Genomic DNA, 24,417 nt, shown 5'->3' with positions numbered 1-24,417 from the left:
TGGGAAGAACCTGCGGGCCTCACAACCGTTAGACCGCAGCCACCTCAACCGTGACCCCAGCATCCCGGAACTTCTGCACCTGGGCCGGGTCCGCGCCGTCGTCCGTCACCAAGGTCCAGGGCAAAGCCAAACGTGCCCACGCGTGGAACGGGCGCAGCCCGAGTTTGGAGGAGTCGGCCAAAACGTAAACGGACCGCCCCCGCCGGGCCATGAGTTCCTTGAGCCGGGTCTGCGCGTGGTCGGCTTCGCAGATGCCGTCCTCGGCGGTGACGGCGTCGGCGCCCAGGAACACGCGGTCAAAGCTCATCCGCTCCAGCGCCGCCTCGGCCAGCGGCCCCACGAAACTCTGGGATACCCCCCGGAGCCGGCCGCCCAGGCAGTCCACCTCGATGCCCTCGCAGTCGGCCAGCTCCTGCAAAGTGCTGATGCCCGGCGTCGTCACGGACAACGGACCGGACCCGCGCAGCTCATGCGCCAGGGCACCCGCGGTGGAGCCGGCGTCGAGCAGGATATTCTCACCCGGCTGGATCACCGAAGCCGCCCACCGGGCGATCGCATGCTTCTGCTCGAACGCCTCCCCGGTGCGCTGCCTTAGCGACGCCTCCGGGTGTGCGCCCAGCGCCATCGCCCCGCCGTAGGTGCGGGCCAGCCGGCCCTGCCCGTTCAGCAGCGCTAGGTCCCGGCGGATGGTGGACGCCGTCACCTCGAACCGGGCCGAAAGCTCCTCCACGGAGGCCAGCCCGGTGGTCACGGCAAGGTGGTAGATCTCCTCGCGCCGCGCGTTTGCGCTGAGCATTCCCGGTCTCCTTCCCGTGGGCATGGCGGTGGCAGTGCTACCCATGCTAGTTCCGGCCCCCATCAAACCCAGGAAGCTACACGGCCACGGCCGGCCGGGTGGCCATCTCCGCCGCCTGGTGCAGCGCCTCCACCATGGACCGGGAATCGGCGATGTTCTTGCCGGCGATGTCGAACGCGGTGCCGTGGTCCACCGAGGTCCGGATCACCGGCAGGCCCACCGTGATGTTCACGCCGGCCTCGATGCCCAGCACCTTTACCGGCCCGTGCCCCTGGTCGTGGTACATGGCCACCACCAGGTCGTAATCGCCCCGGCCGGCCAGGAAGAACAGCGTGTCCGCCGGCAGCGGGCCCACCGCGTTGATCCCGGCCGCCTGCGCCGCCTTCACGCCCGGCTCGATCTTCTCCGCTTCCTCACCCTGGCCGAACAGGCCGTTCTCGCCCGCGTGCGGGTTGATGGCGCACACGCCGATCTTCGGGTTCGGGATGCCCGCCCGCACCAGCGCCTCGTGGCCGCGGCGGATGGTGCGCTCCACCAGGTCCGGATTGATCTTCCGGACGGCATCCATCAGCCCGATGTGCGTGGTCACGTGGATCACCCGGATCTTGGGCGTGGAGAGCATCATGGACACTTCCTCCGTGCCCGTCAGGTGCGCCAGCAGCTCGGTGTGCCCGGGGAAGATGTGCCCCGCGGCGTGCAGCGCCTCCTTGTTCAGCGGCGCGGTGCAGATGGCCTGCACCTTCCCGGCCATCGCCAGCTCGCTGGCCACCCGGATGTACTCGTACGCGGCGTGGCCGGCCACGGGGGAGAGCTTGCCCCACGGCAGGTCCTCCGGCAGCAGGTTCAGGTCGATCACGTTCACCCGGCCCGGCGTGAACACCGCGTCCTCCACATCCTCGATCACCTGGATGTCCGCCTCGATGCCCAGCACCTCGGCGGCCTGGCGCAGCCGCAGCGCGTCGCCGATCACCACGGGACGGCACTCGGCGTTGCTCTGCGGATCCAACGCGGCGGCCACCACCACCTCGGGGCCCACGCCGGCGCCGTCGCCCATGGTCACGGCCACGAAGGGAAGCTGGTTGGGGTTTGCTGCGTCAGTCATTGTTGCTCCAGATTGTTCGGAAGTCTTGCGGGGAAGGGTGTTGGCGGGAGCACCCGCGGACTGGCCGCGGCGCTCCCGGATTTCGTCATACAGCTGCAGGAGGGCCAGGTCATCGCCGAAGCTGCCGGGCTTGGTGCCCACCAGCGTCCCGTCGTCGGCGCGGCTCAGCACGGCCCCGTGCTGCACCGCCGCGAGCGGCACCAGGCTGGAGCGGCCGACGGCGTCCAGGACTTCCCGGGCCGTCTCACCGCCGGTAAGGATCAGGTCAGCAGCGGTGGCCTTCGCAGCCTGGGCCGCGAACGCAGACAGTGCCTGCACGATGCCCGCCGCGCGCGCCGGGTCCACCTTGCCGGCCGCCAGGGTGACGGCCACGTTGCTGCCGTTCCGAAGCGCCTGCTTGGTCTCCTCGAGCTGTGGTCCGTAGGCGCCGGTGGCGCCGGCGTACTGCGGGTGCAGCCGGACCACGGTGAAACCTTGGCCTTCGAGCTGGGCCAGCTGGGCCTGCGCGGTCTGTGAGGCGGAGCCGACGACGGCGAGCACCGGCCGGTCCACGTCCTGCGGTTCCGCGGCGGTTTCGTCCGCCGCTGACGCACTGTGCGCATTCCGCGCAGCTTGGGTGGCCAGTCGCCGTGCGAGGACATCGGCCGCTCCGCCGGTTCCCACCAGCACGATGCGGCGTCCGCCGGACTGGAAGCCCAGCTCCAGCAGGGCATCCACCACATGCTCCAGGTCCTGCACGGTTTCACCGTCAGCCACCACCAGCGCGGGCCGGCCGTCCAGCAGCCCGGCCAGGCGGGACGGCACGCTGCTTGACTGCACCGCCTCCAAATCCAGGGACTGCACCGATGCCGGTTCTTCCGGGCGGAGGAGTGACGGAATGTCCACCGGCGGGGCCGAAGCCTCCGCCTGCCACAGGTCCGTCTCCGCCAGGGGAGAACCGGCAACCAACGGGCGGCCGGCGCGCACTGTGCGCTGCAGCTGGGGGAGTGCCCCCGCAACCACAACGTGATGGCCGAGGCCCGCCAGCGCCGCGGTCTCGGCGCTGATGTTGCCGCGCCACAGGGAGTCCACTTTCTTGAACATCACCTGCGCACCGGACGCGGCGGGTGCGGAGAAGGCCTCTTTCACCAAGCCTTGTGCAAGTGTGCCGGACAGCCCGCGGGAGTGCGTGTCGATGAGCACCACGTCGGTGACCGGCGCACCCGCGGAAGCGACGCCGTCGTACGTTCCGGAAACCGTGCCCGTGCCCAGGGAAACCTGCGCGGACAGGCCGTGCTCCACAAAGCAGCAGCCAACCTCGGCGGCTCCGGAGAAGTCGTCAGCCTGCACAAATACGGAAGCCACGGCGCTCCTCTCGAAATCGGTAGTGGGCTGGAACCCGCTGACTGCGGGAAGCTTTCCATCATCATGACACGGTTGCGCGAAACACGCTAGAGGGGTTGCGCAAACTGCGCAGGAGTGGCAAAGTGATGGACACAACATTCGGCGCCGCCACCCCGGCGCCCGCCGAACCCCCAACCTACCGAGAGGTCAACGATGACCGTTCTTCCTCAAGGAAGTGAGATTTCCCGCCGCCGCCTGCTGCAGTTCGGCGCGGCTGCAGGGTTTCTGCTGGGTACTGGCAGCCTCGCCGGCTGCGCAGGCCCCACCGGCCTCCCGGGTCCCAGCACCCTGACCCTGGCACTCAACCGCTCCCTGGTCAGCCTGGACAACAAGCTCAACCAGTTCGACGCCGCCGTCACCGTGCAGCGCGCGGTCCGCCAGGGCCTCACCGCCATCGGCCCCGAAACCAAGCCCATCCTGGTCCTGGCCGAACGGTTCGAGATGACCGGCCCCACCGAATGGACCGTTACCCTCCGCGAAGGCATCCGCTACTCGGACAACAGCCCGGTCACCGTGGAGGACGTCGCCACCGCCCTGAAGATGTACAAGCAGGTGCAGGGCTCCTTCGTGGCCGGCTTCTTCCCCGAATTCCCCGAGGTTGTCCCCGTGGACGAGCGCACCTTCAAGATGGTGTCCAAGAAGCCCGTCCCCATCCTGGACTCGCTCATGAGCATGATCCTGATAACCCCCGCCGCGCAGAACAAGCCTGAAGAACTGCAGGAAGGCCTGGGCACCGGCCCCTACGTGGTCACCAAGTTCAACCGCGGCGCCGGCACCTACAGCCTGGAACGCAACCAGAACTACTGGGGACCCGCCCCGCAGGTGGACAACGTGGAAGTCCGTTTCCTCCCCGAGGAATCCAGCCGCGTCATCGCCCTCCGCAGCGGCGAGGTGGACGTGATCGACTCCATCACCCCGGACTCCCGCGAACAGCTGGGCGGCCTGCCCGGCGTCACGCTGCAGGAATCCTCCAGCCTCCGCCTGAACCAGATCTTCTTCAACTTCCGCAAGCCCGCCGGCCACCCCCTGGCCGATCCCCGCGTGCGGCAGGCCCTCAGCATGGCCATTGACGGCCAGTCCCTGGTGAAGGACGTCCTGGTGGACTCCGTCACCCAGGCCGAAGGCGTCACCCCCTCCAGCCTCACCGGCTACTACAAGACCGGCGAATACGTCTACGACCCCGAGCAGGCCAAGGCCCGGCTCGCCGAACTCGGCGTCAAGGACCTCACCCTGAAGATCATCTGGGAAACCGGCGAGTTCGCCTCCGACACCTCCGTGATGGAAGCCCTGGTGGAAATGTTCGGCAAGATCGGCGTCAAGGCCGAGCTGCAGCAGTTCGAACCCGGCGGCAACATCCTCGCGTGGCGCCAGGGCAAGCAGGGCGACTGGGACCTCCTGGGCAACGGCTACCCCAGCCCCACCGGCCTGGCCATCACCATGCTCCAGGGCATGTACACCGGCACCCCCGAAAAGGAAGCCACCCGCGACACCTACCAGGGCTACGTGATCCCCGAGGCCACCGCCAAGATCCAGGCAGCCTCCGCCGAAGCGGACCCGGCCCGCAGGACCGAACTGCTCAACGAAGCCCAGCAGGCGGTCTGGGACACCTGGCCCTGCGCCTGGGCCTTCGTCCCCAAGTCCGTCCTCGCCCACCGGGAGCGGGTCTCCGGGATCAACCTGGCCCCCACCAACTCCTACCCCCTCGTTGATGTCCGGCTGGAGGCCTAAGCCATGACGAACTACATCCTCAAACGCCTGGGACAGGGCCTGCTCACCGTGTTCCTCACGGTGTCCACCGTGTTCATCCTCATCCGCATGGCCCCGGGAGACCCCGCTGTCTCCTACGCCGGCCCCCTGGCCACCAGCGACCAGCTCGCCGCCGTCCGCGAACAGTTCGGCCTGGACAAGCCCCTGCTGGAGCAGTACTGGATCTTCATCCAGCAGCTGGTCATCGGCAACCTGGGCCAGTCCTACTCGTTCCAGGCACCCGCCATGCAGGTGGTCTTCGAACGCATGCCCTACACCCTTACCCTGGCCACGTCCGCGATCCTGCTGACCGCCGTCGTCGCCATCCCGCTGGGCGTGTGGATGTCCCGCCGCCCGGACACCGGCCGCGAGTTCGGCGTTAACGTCCTCACCATCGCCGGGCAGTCCATGCCGGACTTCTGGACCGGCATCATGCTCCTCACCGGCTTCGCCGTGCTGGTCCCCATCTTCCCGGCCTCCGGCTTCGCCACCTGGGGCGGGCTGGTGCTCCCCACCATCACCATCGCCATCCTGCAGATCGCCCTGATCTCCCGCATGGTCCGCCGCGAAATGACCGCCAACTTCGCCGCCCCGTACCTCACGGTGGCCCGCTCCCGCGGCGTCCGCAGCTCCCTGCTCACCTGGCGCTACGCCATGGGCAACTCCGCCATCCCCGTCTTCACCGCCCTGGGCACCCGGTTCGCCGCGATGCTCAACGGCGTGGTGGTGGTGGAAGTCGTGTTCGCCTGGCCCGGCGTCGGCTCCCTGATTGTCCGGGCCCTCGAAACCCGCGACTACCCCCTCATCCAGGCCACGGTCCTCATCACCGCACTCCTGGCGGTGGGCGTGCAGCTGCTCATCGACCTCGCCTACCCGCTCCTTGATCCCCGCGTTCGTCTTGGAAAGGCGGCCACAGCATGAGCATCGATACGGCAACTCCCACGCCGGGTGCGCCCGGCGCACCGGCCAAGCAGCCCAGCCCCAGCGCCGTCACCAAGGCGGACATCGCCAAGGCAGGCGCCACCCGGCGTCGTAAATCCGCCCAGTGGAAACTGGTGGTGGGCACCATCTGCACCCTGCTGGTGATCATCCCCATCATCCTGGCCAACGTGCTGCCGCTGCCGGACGCCAACTTCCAGGACCTCGCCGCCCGGCGCCTGCCGCCGCTGACGGACGGGCACCTGTTCGGCACCGACCAGCTGGGCCGCGACCTGCTCTCCCGCGTCCTCCACGGCGGCCAGGTCTCGCTGACCATCGGCGTGCTGGCGGTGCTGGTCTCCGGCGCCATCGGCGTGATCCTCGGCTCCGCCGCCGGCTACTTCGGCGGCTGGGTGGACACCATCATCTCCCGCATCCTCGAAGCCCAGATGTCCCTGCCGCTGCTCATGATGCTGCTGCTGGTGGTGGCCCTCTTCGGCCCGTCCATCCCCGTCATCACATTCGTGATCGCCATCGCCCAATGGCCCGAAGTTGCCCGCCTCACCCGCTCCATGGTGCTGGTGGAACGTGAAAAGCCATACGTCTCCGCCGCCAGGATCCTGGGCCTGCACCGCATCCAGATCCTCATCCAGCACATCATCCCCAACGTCATCAAGCAGGCAACCCTGGTGGTGCTGCTCCTGCTGGCCCAGGCCGTGCTGCTCGAATCCGCGCTGTCCTTCCTGGGCGCCGGCCCCCAGCGGCCCTTCGCCACCTGGGGCCGCATCATCTCCGACGGCCAGGACTACATCACCACCTCCTGGTGGATGGTCACCCTGCCCGGCCTGGTGATCGTACTCATGGTGGTGGGCGTCAACCTGCTGGGCGACGGCCTCCGCGACCGCCCCCGCCGCAAGAAGAAGGGTGCCTGACATGACCGCCTCATCCGAGACCCCGGCCGCAAAGGCCACCGCACAGGCGGAGGCCACCGAACAGCCGAAGTTCACCGAACAGCCCCTCCTGGAGGTCCGCGACTTCCAGGTGGAACTGATCACGGACACCGCCATCATCCGCGCCGTGGACGCCGTCAGCTTCAGCATCCACCGCGGCGAAACGGTCACCATCATCGGCGAGTCCGGTTCCGGAAAGTCGACGACGGCGATGGGCATCCTCCGCCTGCTGCCCGAGGACCTGGCGGTGCTGTCCGGCACCGTGGTGATTGACGGCGTCGACATCTCCGCAGACCCCAAGGCCATCAACAAGGTGCGCGGCAAAACCCTCGCCCTGATCCCGCAGGACCCCATGACGGCGCTGAGCCCGGTCCACTCGATCGGCAGCCAGCTGTTCGAAGCCATCAGCATCGCCGGCGCCGCATCAGCCAGGGACAAGGCCGCCCTGCAGGCCCGGGCCGTGCGGCTCCTGGAACAGGTGCACATCCCCACCCCGGAGAAGCAGCTGAAGAAATACCCGCACCAGCTCTCCGGCGGCATGCTGCAGCGTGTGCTGATCGCCATCGCGCTGGCTTCCGAGCCACAGCTGCTGGTGGCGGACGAGCCCACGTCGGCCCTGGACGTCACCGTGCAGGCCGGCATCCTGGACCTGCTCCTGGAACTGCAGGAACAGCGCGGCATCGGGATCCTGATGATCACGCACGATCTCGGCGTGGCCCGGCTCATCTCGGACCGCATCCACGTGATGAAGAACGGCGCCTTCGTCGAATCCGGCGAGGTGCAGCAGATCGTGGACCACCCCGCCACCGAATACACCCAGACCCTGCTGGCCGCCGTCCCCGTGCTGGGGGAGTGGGACGAAACGCCCGCCGCCACCGGCCGCCGCTCAGCTGCCACCACCAGCCCAGCCCTCACCCAGACCGGAGCACGCAATGACTAAGCCGTTCCTCGCCGTCGACAACCTGGTGGTGGACTACCACGTCCCCGGCGGCACGTTCCGGGCCGTGGATGACGTCTCGTTCGCCGTGGACAAAGGCAAGACGATCGCCGTCGTAGGTGAATCCGGCTGCGGCAAATCCACCATCGCCAAGGCGCTCATGCGGCTGGTGACCCCCACCAGCGGCAGCATCACCCTGGACGGCACGGACATCGCAGCCATGAGCGAAGCGAAGCTGCGGCCCCTGCGCTCCAAGTTCCAGATGGTGTTCCAGGACCCGTACGGATCGCTGGACCCGCACATGACCGCCCAGGAAATCGTGGCCGAGCCGCTGAAGCTGCAGGGCATCCGCTCCAAGGCCGAACGGCACAAGGCCGCCGCCAAGCTGATCGACCAGGTGGGCCTGCCCGTCCGGTCCCTGGACAAGCACCCCGGCGAGTTCTCCGGCGGCCAGCGCCAGCGCATCGGCATCGCCCGGGCGCTCGCCTCCAAGCCCGAACTGCTGGTGTGCGACGAAGCCACCAGCGCCCTGGACGTCTCCGTGCAGGCGCAGGTGCTGCGGCTGCTCAAATCCATCCAGGACGAAACCGGCATCACCTACGTGTTCATCTCACACAACCTTGGCGTGGTGCAGGAGATCAGCGATAGCGTCATGGTGATGCAGCGCGGCAAGCTCGTGGAACACGGCAGCACCGCGTCCGTCCTGACCGCCCCCAAGGAGGACTACACCCGCAAGCTCCGCCGCGCGGCCCTGGACCCCTCCACCATGACGGGCCTGAAGCCCAGGCACATTGTCCGCTCCCTGGCCCTGTCCAACCAGAGCAACTAAGTCCACTTCCCGCATCCGCAACCACGAGGAATCAACGCATGAGCACGCAGCCCGAAGGCGCCCAGGTGGACGGCCTGAAACTCCCCATCTCCCGGCTGGTCCTGGGAACCATGACGTTCGGCGACACCGTTGACGAAGCCACCGCCGGCCGGATGGTGTCCGAGGCGCTCGACGCCGGCATCACCACCATCGACACCGCCAACGCGTACGTCGGCGGGGTGACGGAGGAGATGCTTGCGCGCCTCCTGAAGGGAAAGCGCGACGGCGTCATCCTGGCTTCCAAGGCCGGCATGCCGCACGCGGACCACGGCTCCAACTCGCCGCTGTCGCCGGCCGGGCTGCGCGCCAGCGTGGAGAACAGCCTGCGCCGCCTGAACGTGGACAGCATCGACCTGTTCTACCTGCACCAGCCGGACCGGGCCACGCCTCTAACCTCGACCCTTTCGACTGTTGCCGAGCTGGTGTCCGAAGGGAAGATCGGCGCGCTGGGCGTGTCCAACTTCGCCGCCTGGCAGATCGCCGACCTGATCCACACGGCGCGGGAAGTGGGAGCGCCGCAGCCCGTCGTCGCGCAGCAGCTCTACAACCTGGTGGCCCGCCGGCTGGAGGAGGAGTACCTCGAGTTCGCCTCCACCCACAACGTGCACACCATGGTCTACAACCCGCTGGGCGGCGGCCTGCTCACCGGCAAGCACAGCTTCGACGCCAAGCCCACCGAGGGCCGCTACGGTGACTCCAAGCTCGCCGCCATGTACACGCAGCGGTACTGGGACAAGCAGCTGTTCGACGCGATCGGCGAGCTGTCCCGGATCGCCGCCGACGCTGACATGACCCTCGCGGAACTGTCGCTGCGCTGGCTCGCCTACCGTGACGGCGTCGGGTCCCTGCTGCTGGGTGGGTCCAGGGTGGAGCAGCTGCGCGCCAACATCGCCGCCGTAGCCAACGGACCCCTGCCGGCCGACGTCGTGGAAGCCTGCGACGCCGTGGGCACCTCGCTGCGCGGCCCGATGCCCGCCTACAACCGCTGACGCTTTCCTGACTCTTCGCACTGACTGAACCGAACTGACTGAAGGACACTGATGACCTCCGAACTGGCCCTCGAATTCGCCCGCAAGATCCGCGCCCGTGAGCAGGCGGTGGGCTACTGGGCGGTGCTGGACGCACCCGTGGCCACCGAACGCATCGGCCGCCTCGGCTACGACTACGTCGCCCTGGACGCCCAGCACGGCCTGCTCGGCTACTCCGGCGTGCTCAACGGGCTGATGGCCATCGACGCCGGGCACACCGCCGTCGGCATGGTCCGCGTGGAGGCCAACGACTTCACCGCCATCGGCAAGGCCCTGGACGCCGGCGCCGTGGGGGTCATCGTTCCGCTCATCAACAACGCCGAAGACGCCGCCGCGGCCGTGGCGGCAGCAAAGTACCCGCCGCTGGGCGGCCGCTCCTACGGCCCCATGCGCTCGGCGCTGCGGATCGGTCCCGTGCCGGCTGAAGCCAACGCCACCACCATGGTCTTCGCCATGATCGAAACGCCCGAGGGCCTGGCCAACGTCAAGGAAATCTGCGCCACCCCCGGCCTGGACGGCATCTACGTGGGCCCGTCCGACCTCGCGATCGCGGTGGGCGGGGCCCTCCCCGGGGATCCCGCCGTCGAGGCAGAATTCAACGCCGCGCTGGAGACCATCGCCGAGGCTGCGGCGTCCGCAGGCATCGCCGCCGGCATCCACACGCCCGCCGGCACCGTGGCCAACCAGCGCCTGCAGCAGGGCTACACGTTCACCACCATTGCCTCGGACCTGACGCACCTGGAACAGATCGCCAAGTCCCACCTCGACGCCGCCCGCTCCGCCGTCGGAACCCAGGAAGGCAAGTAACCATGACGAACACCACCACCGACGCGTACAGCACCATCACCCCGGACGGCGTTGTAAAAACGGCCGACGGCGCCGACTTCGCCTACCTGCCCGCACCCACCGTGCAGAGCCACGCCGCCAACCTGCTCACCCTCCCGGACGGCCGGCTGGGTTGCGTCTGGTTCGGTGGCACCCAGGAAGGCGTGCCGGACATCTCCATCTGGTTCTCCGCCCTGGAACCGGGCAGCACCCAGTGGTCCGCACCGGAACAGCTCTCGGACGACTCCACCCGGTCCGAGCAGAACCCCATCCTGTTCACGAACACTGACGGCGCCCTCTGGCTCCTGTACACCGCGCAGAAGGCGGGCAACCAGGACACGGCCGAGGTCCGGCGTCGTATTTCCCTGGACAGCGGCCGCACCTGGGGCGACGTGGAGACGCTCTTCGCCGCGAACGAGACCGGCGGCGTGTTCGTCCGCCAGCTGCCCGTGGTGCTCCCGTCCGGCCGGCTGATCATCCCCATCTTCCGCTGCATCACCACGCCGGGCGAGAAATGGGTGGGCAACAGCGACGACAGCGCCGTGATGATCTCCGACGACGCCGGCGCCACCTGGACCGAATCCGTCCTGCCCTGCAGCCTGGGCTGCGTCCACATGAACATCCAGCCCGTGGCCGACGGCTCGCTGCTGGCCCTGTTCCGCAGCCGCTGGGCCGACTCCATCTACGAATCCCGTTCCACCGACGACGGCTCCACCTGGAGCGAACCCGTCCCCACCGAGCTGCCCAACAACAACTCGTCCATCCAGTTCGTTGCCCTCGCCGACGGCCGCCTCGCGCTGGTCTACAACCACAGCCGGGCGGGGGAGGGCACCGAACGGCGCCTCTCGCTGTACGACGAAATTGACGACGACGGCCTGGCTGAGGAACAGGGGCAGGTGGCCGAGCCGGACGCCTCCGCTTTCTCCGAGGACGACGGCGTCAAGCGCGCCTTCTGGGGCACGCCGCGCTCGCCGATGACCCTGGCCATCTCCGAGGACTCCGGCCGCAGCTGGCCAATCCGCCGGAACCTGGACGTGGGGGACGGGTACTGCCTGTCCAACAACTCCCGCGACGGGCTCAACCGCGAATACTCCTACCCTTCCATCCACCAGGGCCCGGACGGTGCGCTGAACATCGCGTACACGTACTTCCGCCAGGCCATCAAGTTTGTCCGGGTGGACCCGCAGTGGGCCTACGACGGCACGCAGACGCCGGGCGGCCTGGAGGACGGCTCCATCAATGACTGAGCAGCATGCGGTGGTGACCGGGTGCAGTTCGGGCATCGGTCAGGCCATCACCAAGCGGCTGCTGGCCGACGGCTGGTCGGTCACCGGGCTGAGCCGCACCGAGACGTCCCTGGACGGGAAGTTCGAGTGGCTGCAGGCGGACCTCTCCGATCCGGAGTCCCTGGCTGACGCGGTGGCCGGGCTCCGGCCGGCCCACGCCTTGGTGCACGCCGCCGGGTTCCAGCGGACGGCTCATCTGGGCTCCCTTGACCCGGCCGCGCTGGCGGGGATGTTCACCGTCCACGTGGCGGCGGCGTCGGTGCTGGCCAACGCGCTGGTGCCGGCCATGCCCGACGGCGGCCGGATCGTTTTGCTGGGCAGCCGCACCTCCACGGGGATGCCGGGCAAGAGCCACTACGCCGCCACGAAGGCTGCCCTGATGGGGCTGGGCCGGACGTGGGCGCAGGAGCTGGCGCCGCGGGGGATCACGGTGAACGTCCTCTCCCCGGGACCCACCGACACCCCGATGCTGAACGACCCCGGCCGCGCCGCCACCCCGGTGAAGCTGCCCGCGCTCGGTGCACTGGTGGACCCGGAGGACGTCGCCGCCCTGGCCGCGTTCCTCCTGGGCCCGCACGGGAAGTCCATCACCGGCCAGAACTACGTGATCTGCGGCGGCGCCTCCCTCTGACGCCCGCTCACTTGTGGTGGCTTCACCGTCAACGCGCGCTCTCTCGTGGTGGCTTTCCAAGGGACGCGTGCTCTCTCGTGGTGGCTTCATCCCGAACGCGTGCTCACTTGTGGTGGCTTTCTCCCGAACGCGTTCTCTCTCGTGGTGGCTAGCCCTGGGTGCTCCCGACTGCAGTCGCCCAGGACACTGGAACGGTGCGGGGACGCTGAACCGTTCCAGCGTCCCCGCACCGTTCCAGCGCCCCGGCGGGGGCTCCGTGCACGTTTGTGCAAGCGTCGTCGGGCGGGCGTCCACGCGTGAGCGCCACGGAAAATACCTACCCACCAGTAACAACGCTCAGCCGGGCCCGCCCCGGCGAGGTGCCGCCACACCACCGGATAACCCGCACATTCGTGCACTTCCGCTCCGCAAAGGCCACAGCGCTGCCAGCATGGAAACCGGCCCGGCGCCTGATGACCCCCAACAGCAGGCGCCGGGCTTCCTCCGAAGACAGACAAACAAAGAGGTTTCCATGTCCTTCCTATCCCGGGCCCTGTCCGTTGCCGCAGCCGCGCTTCTTGCCACGTCCCTGATGGCGGTCCCTGCCCAGGCCGTCGACGTTTCCCCGCCAGGGGCCAACGACTGGTCCTGCAAGCCGTCAGCAGAGCACCCCTACCCAGTCATCTTGGTGCCGGGCACGTTCGAAAGCATGGCGAAGAACTGGTCCACCCTGTCGCCCTACCTCAAGAGCCAGGGGTACTGCGTGTTCGCCCTCAACTACGGCGCCACCAACGGCGTGTACGCCACCGCCCCCGTGGCCGAGTCCGCCAAGCAGCTTGCCCCGTTCGTGGATTCCGTCCGGGCCGCCACCGGCGCCAAGCAGGTGGACCTGGTGGGCCACAGCCAGGGCGGCATGATGCCCCGGTACTACGTGGGGCTTCCTGGGCGGCGCCAAGTATGTCCACCATCTGGTGGGTATCGCGCCGTCCAACCACGGCACCAAGGGCCTGATCGTCCCGCCACCGGACATGCTGCCCACGCCTGACTACACCCTTGCCGGATGTGCAGCCTGTGCGGACCAGCAGGCCGGTTCGGCGTTCATGCAGCAGCTCAACTCGATCGCCGACACCGTGGCCGGACCGTCCTACACCGTCATCTCCACGAAGTACGACGAGGTAGTGATCCCCTATAACAGCCAGTACCTGAACGGGAGCGCGCGCCAGGTCACCAACCTCACCATCCAGGACAAGTGCCCGGCCGACGTCTTCGAGCACGACCAGACGCCCAACGATCCCGTGGTGCACCAGTGGGTGGGCAACGCCCTGGGCCGCGCGTCCGGTCCCGCGGACCCAGCGTTCCAGCCGGTCTGCCTCTAGCGCGGACGCCTCAGTAAAGAAGAACGTACGACGGCGGGTGGCTGGCTGTGTGCCGGCCACCCGCCCAGGACGCTGAAACGGAGCGGGGACGCTGCACCGCTGCAGCGTCCCCGCACCATTCCAGCGTTCTCGGCGCTTGAGAGGCGCACGAAATCCGGGCTGCTGGGGACACCCCGGTCAGGAAGCCCGGGACTCCAGGGCCCCATGCTGCCCGGCGGGGCGGCCCTCCGCCACAGCCCAGTGCCGGTGCAGGGACTCCGCCAGCCGCTCCGGTTCGATCCGGTGCGGTGGGTCGAAGTGGTGGCGCCGGGGAAACACCTCGAGGTGGAAGTCCGGGAAGAAGACCCGGGCCAGCCGGGCAGCGACATCGCCCTGGTCATCGGGATGGCTGAGCCCGCCCACGGCATAGTAGACGGGTTTGCTGAAGGCGGCGAGCCGCGACCGGTCCAGGTCATAGTCCCTTAAGGTGCGCAGGAATGCACGGATCCCGGCGGGCCGCTTGGCCATCCACGGCGGCGGGGGACCGGCCTCCGCGGGCGGCAGGACGACGTCGGGCCTCACCTGGAGCCGCATGAACGCGGCCATGAACTCGTCCGGCGGAAGAGCTTCGAGCTCCGCGAACTTCGCATGGTGCTCCGTGTAGGAGTGGCTCCAGTCCCAGCTTCCTGCCCACGCCGGCTCCAGCACGGCAAGGCTCTGCAGCCGGCCTGGATGCTTAGCGGCGAACGCCAGCGCCACCGCACCGCCGCCCGAATAGCCCACCAGGTGGAAGGTCTGCCAGCCCCGGGCATCGGCCTCACGCAGGACGCCGTCCACCTCTGTGTCCAGGGTCCATCCGGCGGGTGGCTGGTCCTCCCGGTACAGCTCAAGTTCCTTGGCAACGGCATTCACGTCCGGTCCCAGCGATTCGATCAGGCGGGCGTAGGCCAGGTCCGCGGGGAGTACTGCGCCGGGCAACAGGATGACCCGAATCGGTTCCATGGAAGAACTGTACGCCCGCACCGGAACCGCGCAATGGGGCTATCCAGCCGGAACCTCAACCCCTGCGGCCCCGCGCCGGTCCGTCTGCGTCCCTATAAGGTCTCCGGAACGGGCCGGCCCGGGAAGAGCGTGGCGTACTGCTTCCGGTACATCCGGCGCCCCACCAGCTTGTACGCCAGCCGGACCGGCGCCGGGATTTCCCGAAACAGCTCAACCCTGTCGGCCGGAGGGTTCGTGGCCAGCACCATGCCGAGGTAGGCCACCATGAATTTCTTGTCGAACCTGTCGATCCCGTGCTGCCCCACCGCAGCGGCTTCCTTCTCGGTCATCACCCGGTCCACCACCGGCATGACCTCCGTGACCTCGCGGCGCAGGTGCACGTCCAGCACCGCTTTCAGGTCCTCATACAGCGCGGCGAGTTCCGAGGCGTCCTGCTGGTCCGCCGTCCCCATCCAGCGCAGCCGCACCGGCTCAATCCGTTCCAGCCGCTGCGTCACCTGACGGTGGTGCTCCAGCATCTGGGCGATGTGCAGGACACAGCCGGGAGCGCGCTGCTCCAGCGGCGGGTACATGAGCAGGTCCTCACCCTCGTGGTGCACGTGGAGGACCATGTCGAAGTTCCCCAGCACTTCCCCCACGTACGCGGCACGCCCAGTATCGCCCGCCGGCACGGAGCGGACCAGGCCGGGCGCCTCCGCATAGGCCCACAGGAAGAAGCGGTGGATGCGCCGCATGGCCGCGGTCCCGGTACACAGGACCGGCCCGGGCGGCAGGGGAGCGGCGGTCTCACCGGGCTGCATGGTGAAGAAGTCGGTCACGGGAGGGCCCCTACTCGTCGCGAGACCAGGCCTCTCCCCGCGAGCATCGTATCCCCGCACCGGGCCCTGAACAATGGCTTGCGGAATGATGCGAGGCGGCGTGCGCGGCAGCAAAGCAGGGCGTACGACGGCGGGACGCGCCGCCGTCGTCGTTCCCGCCTAAGTGAGGGGCCGCTTCCCCTACCCAGCCTGCCTGCGCGGGCGCAAGATAGCCCCTATGACAAAGAAGCTGACAGGTGTGTTCCTGGTCCTCCTGGGGCTGTTTGCCACGGGAACGGCGGCGGTGGCGGCACCTCCGCCATCAGGAAGTACTGACCCGGTGGGCAATGACGTGTCCTGGCCACAATGCGGCAAAACCCTCCCGGTATCCCCGGCTTTTGCGATTGTAGGGGTGACCGGCGGGCTGGCCAACAACACGAATCCCTGCCTGGCCGAGCAACTCGCGTGGGCGGGCAAATCCTCAACCGGGGGATCCAGCCAGCCCAAGGTTGCCTTGTACGTGAATACCGCCAACCCGGGACACGCGGGCTCCTGGTGGCCATCGTCCAACACCTACGCCAACGTCAGCGTCTCCAACCCGTACGGAACGTGTGGTTCCGGCGGCGGGGCACCAGGGCCGGTGGACCTTCCCTGCTCCTATATGTACGGCTACGCCAAGGCCTATGACGATGCCACCATCAGGGGCGTCACCAACCCCGGCACCTATTTCTGGTGGCTGGATGTGGAGACCGGCAACAGCTGGCAGACCGGCGGACCGGACTCCACGGCCCTGAACCGCGCCACGCTCGAAGGCATGGCCACCTACTTCAAAGGCATCACTGCAGGCAAGACGGACTCCGCAGGCAAGACCGCCGGGGTGGGAATCTACTCCACCGGCAGCCAGTGGGGAACCATTGCCGGGACGGTGCAGCCAGGCAGCCCCTTGGCCGGCCTGCACAGTTGGCTTGCAGGTGCCAAGACCTTGCGGGGAGCGAAATCGAATTGCTCATTGCCCGGCCTGACTCCCGGAAGTTCCGTCACCGTGACCCAGTACGTAGCGGCCGGACTCGACTATGACTATGCCTGCAGGTAGGCCGCGCTGATGCCCCGCGGCCTACCCGCAGAAGGTCAGCCCCGCGCCTGAAGCCCCGGCACGCCGTCGCGGATCTCGAAGGAGGCCTTCGTCGAAACCGGTGCGCCCGGCGTGGTGACGTGGTCCAGCACCTGGAAGTCCGCGGTCATCGATTCCTTGGTGATGCGGGTGTTCACGTAGCCGCGGTTGTCGTTGTAGAACTTCAGGTGCGGGTTCCAGGCCATGGTGGGATCGGTGGTGGAGCCGGTGCCGTTGCCCGTGGAGGTGATGGACGTGCACACCAGCTCGGAGCCCACCACCGGGGAGGCCGGATCTTTGTAGTCCACCTTGAGGTCGTTGGCCCAGTTGCGGTGCACATCGCCGGTGAGGACCACGGCGTTGCGGACGTTCGCGTCCACCCAGCCCTGGGTGATGCGGCGCCGGGAGGACACATAGCCGTCCCAGCCGTCCATGGATACATCGTCCACGTCCAGGGCCTGGGCCCTGTCGCGCTCGGCGAAGAAGACCTGCTGACCCAGGACGTCCCAGCGCTGGGTGGAGTTCGTGAAGCCGTCCAGCAGCCACTTCTCCTGCTCGGCGCCGGTGATGGTGCGGTCCTCCGCCAGGCGCTCGGCCACGTTCTTCTTCCACCCGTCGCCGGCCAGCTGGTCATCGCGGTACTGGCGGGTGTCCATCATGTGGAAGTTGGCCAGCTGTCCCCACTGGATCCTGCGGTAGATCTTCATGTCCGGCCCGGCCGGCAGGGAGGAGGGGCGCAGCGGCATGTTCTCGTAGTACGCCTGGAACGCGGCCGCGCGGCGCTGCCGGAAGTGCTCGGTGGTGTCGTTGAGCTGGCCGGCGTCGCTGTTCTCCGGCACCTCGTCGGCCCAGTTGTTGTCCACTTCGTGGTCATCCCAGACCACTGCCCACGGTGCGATGGCGTGCGCGGCCTGCAGGTCGGCGTCGGCCTTGTACTGCGCGTGGCGCTGCCGGTACGTCTCCAGCGCGACGGTCTCGGGGCCTTCATGGTCGCGCGGGTTGCCGCCGCCGATCACGTAGCTGCCCTTCTTGTACTCGTAGAGGTAATCGCCCAGGTGCAGCACCAGGTCCGGGTGGTCCTCGGCGAGCCGCCTGTAGGCAGTGAAGTAGCCGTGCTCGTACTGCGCGCAGCTGGCGAATGCCATGGCGAGCGCGGAGGGCGTCTCATGCAGCGCGGGGGCGGTGAGGGTGCGGCCCACCGGGCTCAGGTGCCGGCCGGTACGGAACCGGTAGAAGTATTCGCGGCCGGCTTTCAGGCCGCGCAGCTCCACGTGCACCGAGTGCGCGGTTTCAATCCGGGCGTGCTCGACGCCGCGGGCTACTACCCGGCGCATGCCTTCGTCCTCGGCCACTTCCCACTGCACCGCAACGTTGCGGGCGGGCATGCCGCCCAGGCCGTCCTCGGCCACGGGGTTCAGCGCCAGGCGGGTCCAGAGGACGAAGCCGTCCGGCCACGGCTCGCCCGAGGCGATGCCGAGCAGGAAGGGGTTGGTGCGGAGGCCGGCGTCGTCAGCGGTGGAAACCGCGACGGCGGCACCCGGCAGGGCAGCGACGATGCCTGCGCCCAGGCCGGCGGAGATCAGGGTTCTGCGGGAGATATTGTCCATGCCATCGAACCTAGGGAGGCCGGTTGGACAGGTTCCGTGGGGGATGTGAATGGCGGGTTAACTGCGTGACAAGATCAGTCGACCTGCCTACTGAACGGGCGATCCGGTGGCCGCAAGGAAGGCAAGGTACCCGGGGTCGCTACGTCCCACGATCCTGCCCAGCGCCTCGACAGCCAGCGGATCAGATGCCCCCATGTCCGTGGAAAGCCAACGCACCAGCAAGGAGGCATCCCCGCTGGCCCGCACGGCCGATCCCACGGCGAGGTCCAGCTGGTCCCGCAACAGCTGCACGGCCAGGGTGCCGGACCGGCTGAGCAGGGGAGCGGTGTACGCCTCCAGCGCTTCGGCCACCCGGCCACCACGCAGCAGCCGCAGCACCCGCCCCGAGTCGGAGCGCCCGGCCAGGCCTGACGCCAGCCGGTAGGGGGTGGATTCCACGGCGCCGCCCAGCAGTGACCGGACCCGGAACATTTCTGTCCGGACAGCCTGCGGGGTGCCGGCGTCCCCGTGCAGTTCGTAGGCCAGTTCCTCCGCGGACCAGCCCTGCGACCGGGAGTCCAGCAGCGCGAGGATTTCGGCCCGGCGGAGGGTGAGGGAGGTTCGGCTCCCATCGTCGAACACCGCCGCAGCTTTGTCTCCCAGCAGTTCAAGGGATGCCACGACGGCGGCCGGCCGGGCATCAGGAAGCGCTGACCGCCGGGCCGCGCGGGCGGGAGCCGACCCGCCCGGCGAGGCCCCGCCGTCGGGGGTTCCCAAAAGCGATTCCGCCACCCGGACCGCGCACCGCACCATCCGCAGCGTATCCGCGCTGATCGTGTCCAGGGGGCCGGAGACATCCAGGACGCCCAGCACCTCACCCGTGGCAGGGTCCGTGATGGGCGCGGCCGTGCAGGCCCACTCGTGGTGGGTGCGCACCAGGTGCTCGGCGGAAAACAGCTGCACGGCGCCGCCGGTCACCAGTGCCTCGCTGATGGCATTTGTGCCGATACCGGCCTCCGACCAGTCCGCTCCCTCCAGGAACTCCAGGTGGTCGGCGCGCCGCAGGACCGCAGGGCTGCCCACCCGCCACAGGATCTCACCGCCGGCGTCGGTGAGGACCAGGAGGTGGCGCCCGTCCCGTGAGTCGTCCGCCAGGAGCTCGTGCAGCGCCGGCATCACCCGCTGCAGCCGGTGCGCGCGCCGCAGTTCCAGCACCTCGGACACATCGTGCAGGTGCCGCGGGCTGTGCTGGTCCGGGCTGATGCCCAGCGCCATGGACCGGTGCCAGGAGTCCACCAGGCTGGCAGGGATTTCGGGGCGCGGCACACCGGAGATGACCAGCTCATGCGCGCGCCGCAGCGTCCGCGCATACCGTGCCGGGTCCGAAAACCTCTGACCGTAGTCCACCGTGTCCTCCTCGCCGCCGGCGTCCTTGCCAGTCCGGTAGGCGTGTAACGCACCTGTTACCCCCGCCGCGTTCCACTAGTGATGCAGCTCACGCCCGCCTCAGCATATCGCAGGCACCCCGGCGGGACGGGGCGGCCAGAGTGCACCAACACAAAGGAGTGGAGATGACCGAAACACCCACGGCTGCCGCCAAGGCCTGGCTCGCCGGCCTGGATGAGGCGCTGCAGCGGCGCGACGTGGACGCAGCACTTGGGCTCTTCGAGGATGACAGCTACTGGCGGGACTTCGTGGCATTCACCTGGAACCTCAAAACCCTCGAGGGAAAGGCGGACATCCGGCGCATGCTGGAGTCCACGCTGGACCGCGTGCAGCCCACTAACTGGGCGCTCGCCGAGGACGCCACCGGCGACGCGGACACCGCGGAGGCCTGGATCACGTTCGAAACCGGTGACGCCCGCGGCTACGGCCACCTCCGGCTCCGGAACGGCAAATGCTGGACGCTGCTGACCACCATGCAGGAGCTGAAGGGCTTCGAGGAAAAGAAGGGTCCGCGGCGTGAGCAGGGCGTGGCCCACGAGATTGTCCGCGGCCGGCGGTCCTGGAAGGAACTCAAGGAAGAACAGGAAGCCCGGCTCGGCTACGAGGAGCAGCCCTACTGCGTGATTATCGGCGGCGGCCAGGGCGGGATCGGCCTCGCCGCCAGGCTGAAGCGCCTGGGCGTGCCCACCATCATCATCGAAAAGAACCAGAACCCGGGCGACTCCTGGCGGAACCGCTACAAGTCCCTGCACCTGCACGACCCCGTCTGGTATGACCACCTGCCCTACCTGAAATTCCCGGACGACTGGCCCGTCTTCGCCGCCAAGGACAAGATCGGCGACTGGCTGGAGCACTACACCCGCATCATGGAGCTGAACTACTGGTCCGGCACCGAGTGCGTGGGGGCAGCGTACGACGACGGCACGCAGGAATGGAAGGTCAGCGTCCTTCGCAACGGCGAACCAGTAACGCTCCGGCCCAAGCAGCTGATCTTTGCCTTGGGCGTGTCCGGCTACCCGAACATCCCGACGTTCGACGGCGCCGAGAGTTTCCTGGGCGAGCAGCGCCACTCCTCCCAGCACCCCGGAGGCGGGGACTGGACAGGCAAGAAGGCCGTGGTGATCGGCTCCAACAACTCCGCTCACGACATCTGCGCAGACCTGTGGGAGCACGGCGCCGACGTCACCATGGTGCAGCGGTCCTCCACGCACATCGCCCGCAGCGAGTCCCTGATGGACCTGGCTTTGGGGGACCTGTACTCGGAGCGGGCTTTGGCGAACGGGGTGACCACGGAGAAGGCCGACCTGCTCTTTGCTTCGCTGCCCATGCGGATCCTGCCGGAGGCGCAGGTACCGGTGTACCAGGAAATGGCATCCCGGGATGCGGAGTTCTACTCGCAGCTGGAGGCCGCCGGGTTCGACCTGGACTTCGGCGTGGACGGGTCCGGCCTGTTCGTGAAGTACCTGCGGCGCGGTTCCGGCTACTACATCGACGTCGGCGCCTCCCAGCTGATCATCGACGGCAGGGTGAAGCTGAAGACCGGGCAGGTCACCAAGATCACCGGCAACGCGGTGGTGATGGACGACGGCGCCGAGCTGGAAGCCGACCTGATTGTCTACGCCACGGGCTACGGCTCCATGAACGGCTGGCTGGCGGACCTGGTCTCGCCCGAAATCGCGGACCAGGTAGGAAAATGCTGGGGATACGGCTCGGACACGCCAAAAGACCCTGGTCCGTGGGAGGGGGAGCTGCGCAATATGTGGAAGCCAACCAACGTCCCGCAGCTCTGGATCCACGGCGGCAACCTGCACCAGAGCCGGCACTACTCCGCCTACCTGGCGCTGCAGCTGAAGGCCCGCATGGAAGGACTGGACACGCCCGTCTACGAACTGCAGCCCAGCCACCACACCCGCTGAGCCGTCGGTTGAACCCGCCGAAACCCATGAAAGGACCATCATGAAGGCAGCACGTTTCCACGCCCGCAAGGACATCCGCATCGAGGACGTCCCGGAGCCGGAACTCCGGGCAGGAGCGGTGAAGATCGACGTCGCGTGGTGCGGCATCTGCGGCACCGACCTGCACGAGTACCTCGAAGGGCCCATCTTCTGCCCGGCACCGGGCCACCCGCACCCGCTGTCCCACGAGGAATCCCCGGTGACCCTGGGGCACGAATTCTCCGGGACTGTCTCCGACGTCGGCGAAGGCGTGGAGGGGCTGGCAGTGGGTGACAACGTCGTCGTCGAACCCTATTTCGTGGACGGTGACTGCGACATGTGCCAGGCGGGCAGCTACCACCTGTGCCGCCAGATGGGCTTCATCGGGCTGTCCGGCGGCGGTGGCGGGCTGAGCGAGAAAATCGTGGTGGACCAGCGGTGGGTGCACCCCATCGGTGACATTCCGCTGGACGAGGCGGCGCTGATCGAGCCGCTGTCCGTGGCCCACCATGCGGTGGCGCGCAGCGGAGTGAAGGAAGGCGATGTTGCGCTGGTGGGCGGGTCCGGTCCCATCGGCCTGCTGACGGCGGCCGTCCTCAAAGGCATGGGCGTGACCACGATCATCAGCGAACTCACCCAGGCCCGCAAGGAGAAGGCCACTTCCAGCGGGGTGGCTGACCATGTGCTGGACCCCAGCAAGGAGGACGTGCCAGCCCGGGTGCGGGAACTCACCGGGGGGACCGGGGCTGATGTAGCGTTCGAATGCGCGGGCGTGAACGCGGTGCTGGACACCATGCTCGACGCCGTCCGGCCCGGCGCGGTGGTGGTCAATGTGTCCATCTGGGGCGCGCCCGCCACTATCGATATGCAGAAGCTGGTGCTCAAGGAGATCGACCTCCGCGGCACCATCGCCTACGTCCGGGACCACCCGGCCGTCATCAAAATGGTGCAGGAGGGCAAGGTGGACCTCAAGCCGTTCATCACTGGCCGGATCGCGCTGGAGGACCTGGTGGAACAGGGCTTCGACACCCTCATCAACCACAAGGACACGGCGGTAAAGGTGCTGGTGCACCCTTAGTGGAGCATGCCGCCGGACTTTAGTCCCTGTTGTGGAGTAACCCTCCGGCGTAGCTTGAATGTGGGTCCCGCGCCCGCGGGCCCACATTCAAGGGGGCATCATGAGCAGGCCCAGGCATCCGGTTCTTGGCATTCTCGGGCTCAGCGGCCTGCTGGTGCTCACAGGCTGCTTCGGCCCTCCCGCCCCGACGCCCACGGGCAGTTCCACCGCCCCCGCCCCCACCGCGAGTGCTTCCGGCACCACGGGTCCAAGCACGACGGCGACGCCCACCACTGCGCCCACCACCACTGCGCCGGCCGGCACCTCAGCCGCGCCCACCACCGGCGCCGCCGCGCCGCCGTCGTCTGCCCCTGCCAGCCCTCCTGCGACGGAGGAACCGCAAACCACCGGGCTGCCGGAACAAACGGGACCGCTGACGGTGTACTACATCGGCGCCGGATACGGCGGTCCCGGCCCCACGACTGGGTGCGGCGACAGCGTGGTCCCCATCACCACTGCACCTGTCCGGTTCACGGACCAGGTGCAGCCGAGCATCGAGGCATTGCTCGCCAACAAGAACTACACACTCGGCGAATCGGGTTACGTGAACGCCCTGTACCAGTCGAACCTGACGTATGTGGCCGGTGAACTGACCGGCAGCACCATCACCATCTGGCTGACCGGGCAGTTCATGCTGGGCGGCGTGTGCGACATCCCCCGCGCCAAGGCCCAGCTGGAATACACGGCAATGGCCGCCTCCGGGGCCACCAGCGCGCAGGTGTTCGTCAACGGCCGCCCCATCGACGAGGTGCTGAGCCTGAAGTAGGGGGCCTGGGGGTTTCGACAGGCTCAACCACCGTGCGCCGGGGCTTTGTGCCCTACCTGCGGCTCCAGGCCGCAGCCTAGCCTGAGGGCAGCAGCGGCACTCCGCCGCCTGCCAGCACCCGGGAGGCCCACGGTGAAATCGGCCAACGCGAGCATCATCGCCGGCATCGTCCTGATGATGCTCGGTGTCCTGCTGATGCTGGACCGGGTTGGCGTCCTCGAAAGCGGTGCGATCGTTGCGCCGCTGGTGTTCGCCGCTGCCGGTGCCCTGTTCCTGTCGGTCTTCGTCCGGCGCCGGGAACACTGGTGGGCGGCCATCCCCGGTTCCGTCTTCCTTGGCCTCGCCGCGGTGATCACCTCCGCCGAGCTGACGGGCAGCGGCGCGTCCGCGGGTTTCCTGTTCCTCTTCATGGGTGCCGGCTTCGCCGCCGTCTACGTCCGCGTCCCGGCCAACTGGTGGGCCATCATCCCGGCCGGTGTGATGCTGACCCTGGCCGTGATTGTGGCCCTGCCGCCGGCGTTCCAGGGCACACCTGTTGCCGCCGTCCTGTTCCTGGGCCTGGCGGCCACCTTCGGCGTGCTGGCCCTGGTTCCGGTCCGCCCCGCCGATGGCACCGGCACGGGCACTTCAGGGGGTGGCCACCTCAGATGGCCGCTGATCCCGGTGGGGGTCCTCGCGGTACTCGGCGTGATCATGGCCATCCGGTCTTCGGAGCTCCTGATCCCTCTGGACTTTGCCGTTCCTGCCGTGATGATCGCGGCCGGGACTGCGCTGGTGGTGTACGCGTTCCTGGCCCGGACCGGCAAGCACAGCAAGGTCCACGGCCCCAGCTAGCCGCCAAGCGGGCTGACCGG

20 protein-coding genes and 1 pseudogene are annotated in these 24,417 nt (G+C 68.3%); 15 read left to right on the top strand and 6 right to left on the bottom strand.

What is annotated here, in order from left to right; translation table 11 throughout:
- Nucleotides 1-28: 28 nt before the first annotated feature.
- Both OVA06_RS12865 and pdxA read right to left on the bottom strand, forming a co-directional pair.
- Nucleotides 29-796, bottom strand: coding sequence for a DeoR/GlpR family DNA-binding transcription regulator (locus OVA06_RS12865; RefSeq protein ID WP_268158748.1), 768 nt, complete (start codon nt 794-796; stop codon nt 29-31).
- A gap of 76 nt (nt 797-872) precedes the next feature.
- Nucleotides 873-3,242, bottom strand: coding sequence for a 4-hydroxythreonine-4-phosphate dehydrogenase PdxA (pdxA, locus tag OVA06_RS12860; protein WP_268158747.1), 2,370 nt, complete (start codon nt 3,240-3,242; stop codon nt 873-875).
- 192 nt (nt 3,243-3,434) lie between these two features.
- On the opposite strand from pdxA, the gene OVA06_RS12855 reads away from it, so the two are divergent.
- From OVA06_RS12855 to OVA06_RS12810, 10 genes and pseudogenes are all read left to right on the top strand, one after another.
- Nucleotides 3,435-5,009: an ABC transporter substrate-binding protein gene (locus tag OVA06_RS12855; protein WP_268158745.1), complete on the top strand. Its 1,575-nt coding sequence runs from the start codon at nt 3,435-3,437 to the stop codon at nt 5,007-5,009.
- Nucleotides 5,010-5,012: 3 nt separating this feature from the next.
- Nucleotides 5,013-5,948 (top strand): ABC transporter permease, encoded by a 936-nt coding sequence (locus OVA06_RS12850; protein WP_268158743.1) that lies wholly within the window; start codon nt 5,013-5,015, stop codon nt 5,946-5,948.
- The gene (locus OVA06_RS12845) at nt 5,945-6,877 is read left to right on the top strand and encodes an ABC transporter permease (protein WP_091718765.1); all 933 of its coding nucleotides are present in this window, start codon (nt 5,945-5,947) and stop codon (nt 6,875-6,877) included. Before OVA06_RS12850 ends, OVA06_RS12845 begins: the two co-directional genes overlap by 4 nt.
- Before the next feature lies 1 nt (nt 6,878).
- Nucleotides 6,879-7,835, top strand: coding sequence for an ABC transporter ATP-binding protein (locus OVA06_RS12840; protein ID WP_268158740.1), 957 nt, complete (start codon nt 6,879-6,881; stop codon nt 7,833-7,835).
- On the top strand, nt 7,828-8,661 hold the full coding sequence (locus OVA06_RS12835; RefSeq protein ID WP_268158738.1) for an ATP-binding cassette domain-containing protein: 834 nt from the start codon (nt 7,828-7,830) through the stop codon (nt 8,659-8,661). Before OVA06_RS12840 ends, OVA06_RS12835 begins: the two co-directional genes overlap by 8 nt.
- A gap of 38 nt (nt 8,662-8,699) precedes the next feature.
- Nucleotides 8,700-9,689, top strand: coding sequence for an aldo/keto reductase (locus tag OVA06_RS12830; protein ID WP_268158735.1), 990 nt, complete (start codon nt 8,700-8,702; stop codon nt 9,687-9,689).
- Between the two features lie 51 nt (nt 9,690-9,740).
- Nucleotides 9,741-10,535, top strand: coding sequence for an HpcH/HpaI aldolase family protein (locus OVA06_RS12825; RefSeq protein WP_268158732.1), 795 nt, complete (start codon nt 9,741-9,743; stop codon nt 10,533-10,535).
- 2 nt (nt 10,536-10,537) lie between these two features.
- Nucleotides 10,538-11,800: a sialidase family protein gene (locus tag OVA06_RS12820; protein WP_268158730.1), complete on the top strand. Its 1,263-nt coding sequence runs from the start codon at nt 10,538-10,540 to the stop codon at nt 11,798-11,800.
- Nucleotides 11,793-12,470: an SDR family NAD(P)-dependent oxidoreductase gene (locus OVA06_RS12815; protein ID WP_268158728.1), complete on the top strand. Its 678-nt coding sequence runs from the start codon at nt 11,793-11,795 to the stop codon at nt 12,468-12,470. The genes OVA06_RS12820 and OVA06_RS12815 overlap by 8 nt, the downstream gene beginning before the upstream one ends.
- A gap of 511 nt (nt 12,471-12,981) precedes the next feature.
- Nucleotides 12,982-13,825: pseudogene (locus tag OVA06_RS12810) on the top strand (esterase/lipase family protein).
- Nucleotides 13,826-14,002: 177 nt separating this feature from the next.
- On the opposite strand, the gene OVA06_RS12805 reads toward OVA06_RS12810, so the two are convergent.
- Both OVA06_RS12805 and OVA06_RS12800 read right to left on the bottom strand, forming a co-directional pair.
- Entirely contained in the window at nt 14,003-14,806 is an 804-nt protein-coding gene (locus tag OVA06_RS12805; protein ID WP_268158726.1) for an alpha/beta fold hydrolase, read from the bottom strand.
- Nucleotides 14,807-14,898: 92 nt separating this feature from the next.
- A complete protein-coding gene (locus OVA06_RS12800) occupies nt 14,899-15,624 on the bottom strand; it encodes a hemerythrin domain-containing protein (protein WP_268158723.1) in 726 nt (241 codons plus the stop codon).
- Between the two features lie 217 nt (nt 15,625-15,841).
- Here OVA06_RS12800 and OVA06_RS12795 point away from each other — a divergent pair, with 217 nt between their 5' ends.
- Nucleotides 15,842-16,696, top strand: a complete 855-nt coding sequence (locus OVA06_RS12795; protein WP_268158720.1) for a hypothetical protein — start codon at nt 15,842-15,844, stop codon at nt 16,694-16,696.
- A 35-nt stretch (nt 16,697-16,731) separates the two neighbouring features.
- On the opposite strand, the gene OVA06_RS12790 is transcribed toward OVA06_RS12795, so the two are convergent.
- A complete protein-coding gene (locus tag OVA06_RS12790; protein ID WP_268158718.1) occupies nt 16,732-18,321 on the bottom strand; it encodes an alkaline phosphatase D family protein in 1,590 nt (529 codons plus the stop codon).
- 87 nt (nt 18,322-18,408) lie between these two features.
- Entirely contained in the window at nt 18,409-19,707 is a 1,299-nt protein-coding gene (locus OVA06_RS12785; RefSeq protein ID WP_268158716.1) for a GAF domain-containing protein, read from the bottom strand.
- Between the two features lie 164 nt (nt 19,708-19,871).
- Between OVA06_RS12785 and OVA06_RS12780 the strand changes: the two genes are divergently transcribed.
- The 4 genes from OVA06_RS12780 (at nt 19,872) to OVA06_RS12765 (ending at nt 24,397) form a co-directional block, all read left to right on the top strand.
- Nucleotides 19,872-21,662: an NAD(P)/FAD-dependent oxidoreductase gene (locus tag OVA06_RS12780; protein WP_268158714.1), complete on the top strand. Its 1,791-nt coding sequence runs from the start codon at nt 19,872-19,874 to the stop codon at nt 21,660-21,662.
- A gap of 40 nt (nt 21,663-21,702) precedes the next feature.
- Complete coding sequence (locus OVA06_RS12775; protein WP_261620068.1) at nt 21,703-22,758, top strand: 2,3-butanediol dehydrogenase; 1,056 nt, start codon at nt 21,703-21,705, stop codon at nt 22,756-22,758.
- Between the two features lie 100 nt (nt 22,759-22,858).
- On the top strand, nt 22,859-23,563 hold the full coding sequence (locus OVA06_RS12770) for a hypothetical protein (RefSeq protein WP_268158711.1): 705 nt from the start codon (nt 22,859-22,861) through the stop codon (nt 23,561-23,563).
- A 132-nt stretch (nt 23,564-23,695) separates the two neighbouring features.
- Nucleotides 23,696-24,397 carry a hypothetical protein gene (locus OVA06_RS12765; RefSeq protein ID WP_268158709.1) on the top strand — a complete coding sequence of 234 codons (702 nt, stop codon included), beginning with the start codon at nt 23,696-23,698 and terminating at the stop codon, nt 24,395-24,397.
- The last annotated feature ends 20 nt before the right edge of the window (nt 24,398-24,417 follow it).

This window comes from Pseudarthrobacter sp. SL88 (genome assembly GCF_026672455.1).
In the GTDB taxonomy this organism is placed as follows: Bacteria; Actinomycetota; Actinomycetes; order Actinomycetales; family Micrococcaceae; genus Arthrobacter.
Note: the sequence above shows the minus strand (reverse complement) of the source record. Positions and strands in the feature narration are given on the sequence as shown.

Excerpts from the sequence above, each read along its gene's own strand:
- OVA06_RS12845 (WP_091718765.1), top strand. The coding sequence starts at position 5,945 with ATGAGCATCGATACGGCAACTCCCACGCCGGGTGCGCCCGGCGCACCG.
- OVA06_RS12865 (WP_268158748.1), bottom strand. The coding sequence starts at position 796 with ATGCTCAGCGCAAACGCGCGGCGCGAGGAGATCTACCACCTTGCCGTG.
- OVA06_RS12835 (WP_268158738.1), top strand. The coding sequence starts at position 7,828 with ATGACTAAGCCGTTCCTCGCCGTCGACAACCTGGTGGTGGACTACCAC.
- OVA06_RS12790 (WP_268158718.1), bottom strand. The coding sequence starts at position 18,321 with ATGGACAATATCTCCCGCAGAACCCTGATCTCCGCCGGCCTGGGCGCA.
- OVA06_RS12840 (WP_268158740.1), top strand. The coding sequence starts at position 6,879 with ATGACCGCCTCATCCGAGACCCCGGCCGCAAAGGCCACCGCACAGGCG.
- OVA06_RS12855 (WP_268158745.1), top strand. The coding sequence starts at position 3,435 with ATGACCGTTCTTCCTCAAGGAAGTGAGATTTCCCGCCGCCGCCTGCTG.
- OVA06_RS12815 (WP_268158728.1), top strand. The coding sequence starts at position 11,793 with ATGACTGAGCAGCATGCGGTGGTGACCGGGTGCAGTTCGGGCATCGGT.
- OVA06_RS12825 (WP_268158732.1), top strand. The coding sequence starts at position 9,741 with ATGACCTCCGAACTGGCCCTCGAATTCGCCCGCAAGATCCGCGCCCGT.
- OVA06_RS12780 (WP_268158714.1), top strand. The coding sequence starts at position 19,872 with ATGACCGAAACACCCACGGCTGCCGCCAAGGCCTGGCTCGCCGGCCTG.
- OVA06_RS12830 (WP_268158735.1), top strand. The coding sequence starts at position 8,700 with ATGAGCACGCAGCCCGAAGGCGCCCAGGTGGACGGCCTGAAACTCCCC.
- OVA06_RS12775 (WP_261620068.1), top strand. The coding sequence starts at position 21,703 with ATGAAGGCAGCACGTTTCCACGCCCGCAAGGACATCCGCATCGAGGAC.
- OVA06_RS12850 (WP_268158743.1), top strand. The coding sequence starts at position 5,013 with ATGACGAACTACATCCTCAAACGCCTGGGACAGGGCCTGCTCACCGTG.
- OVA06_RS12820 (WP_268158730.1), top strand. The coding sequence starts at position 10,538 with ATGACGAACACCACCACCGACGCGTACAGCACCATCACCCCGGACGGC.
- OVA06_RS12770 (WP_268158711.1), top strand. The coding sequence starts at position 22,859 with ATGAGCAGGCCCAGGCATCCGGTTCTTGGCATTCTCGGGCTCAGCGGC.
- OVA06_RS12805 (WP_268158726.1), bottom strand. The coding sequence starts at position 14,806 with ATGGAACCGATTCGGGTCATCCTGTTGCCCGGCGCAGTACTCCCCGCG.
- OVA06_RS12795 (WP_268158720.1), top strand. The coding sequence starts at position 15,842 with ATGACAAAGAAGCTGACAGGTGTGTTCCTGGTCCTCCTGGGGCTGTTT.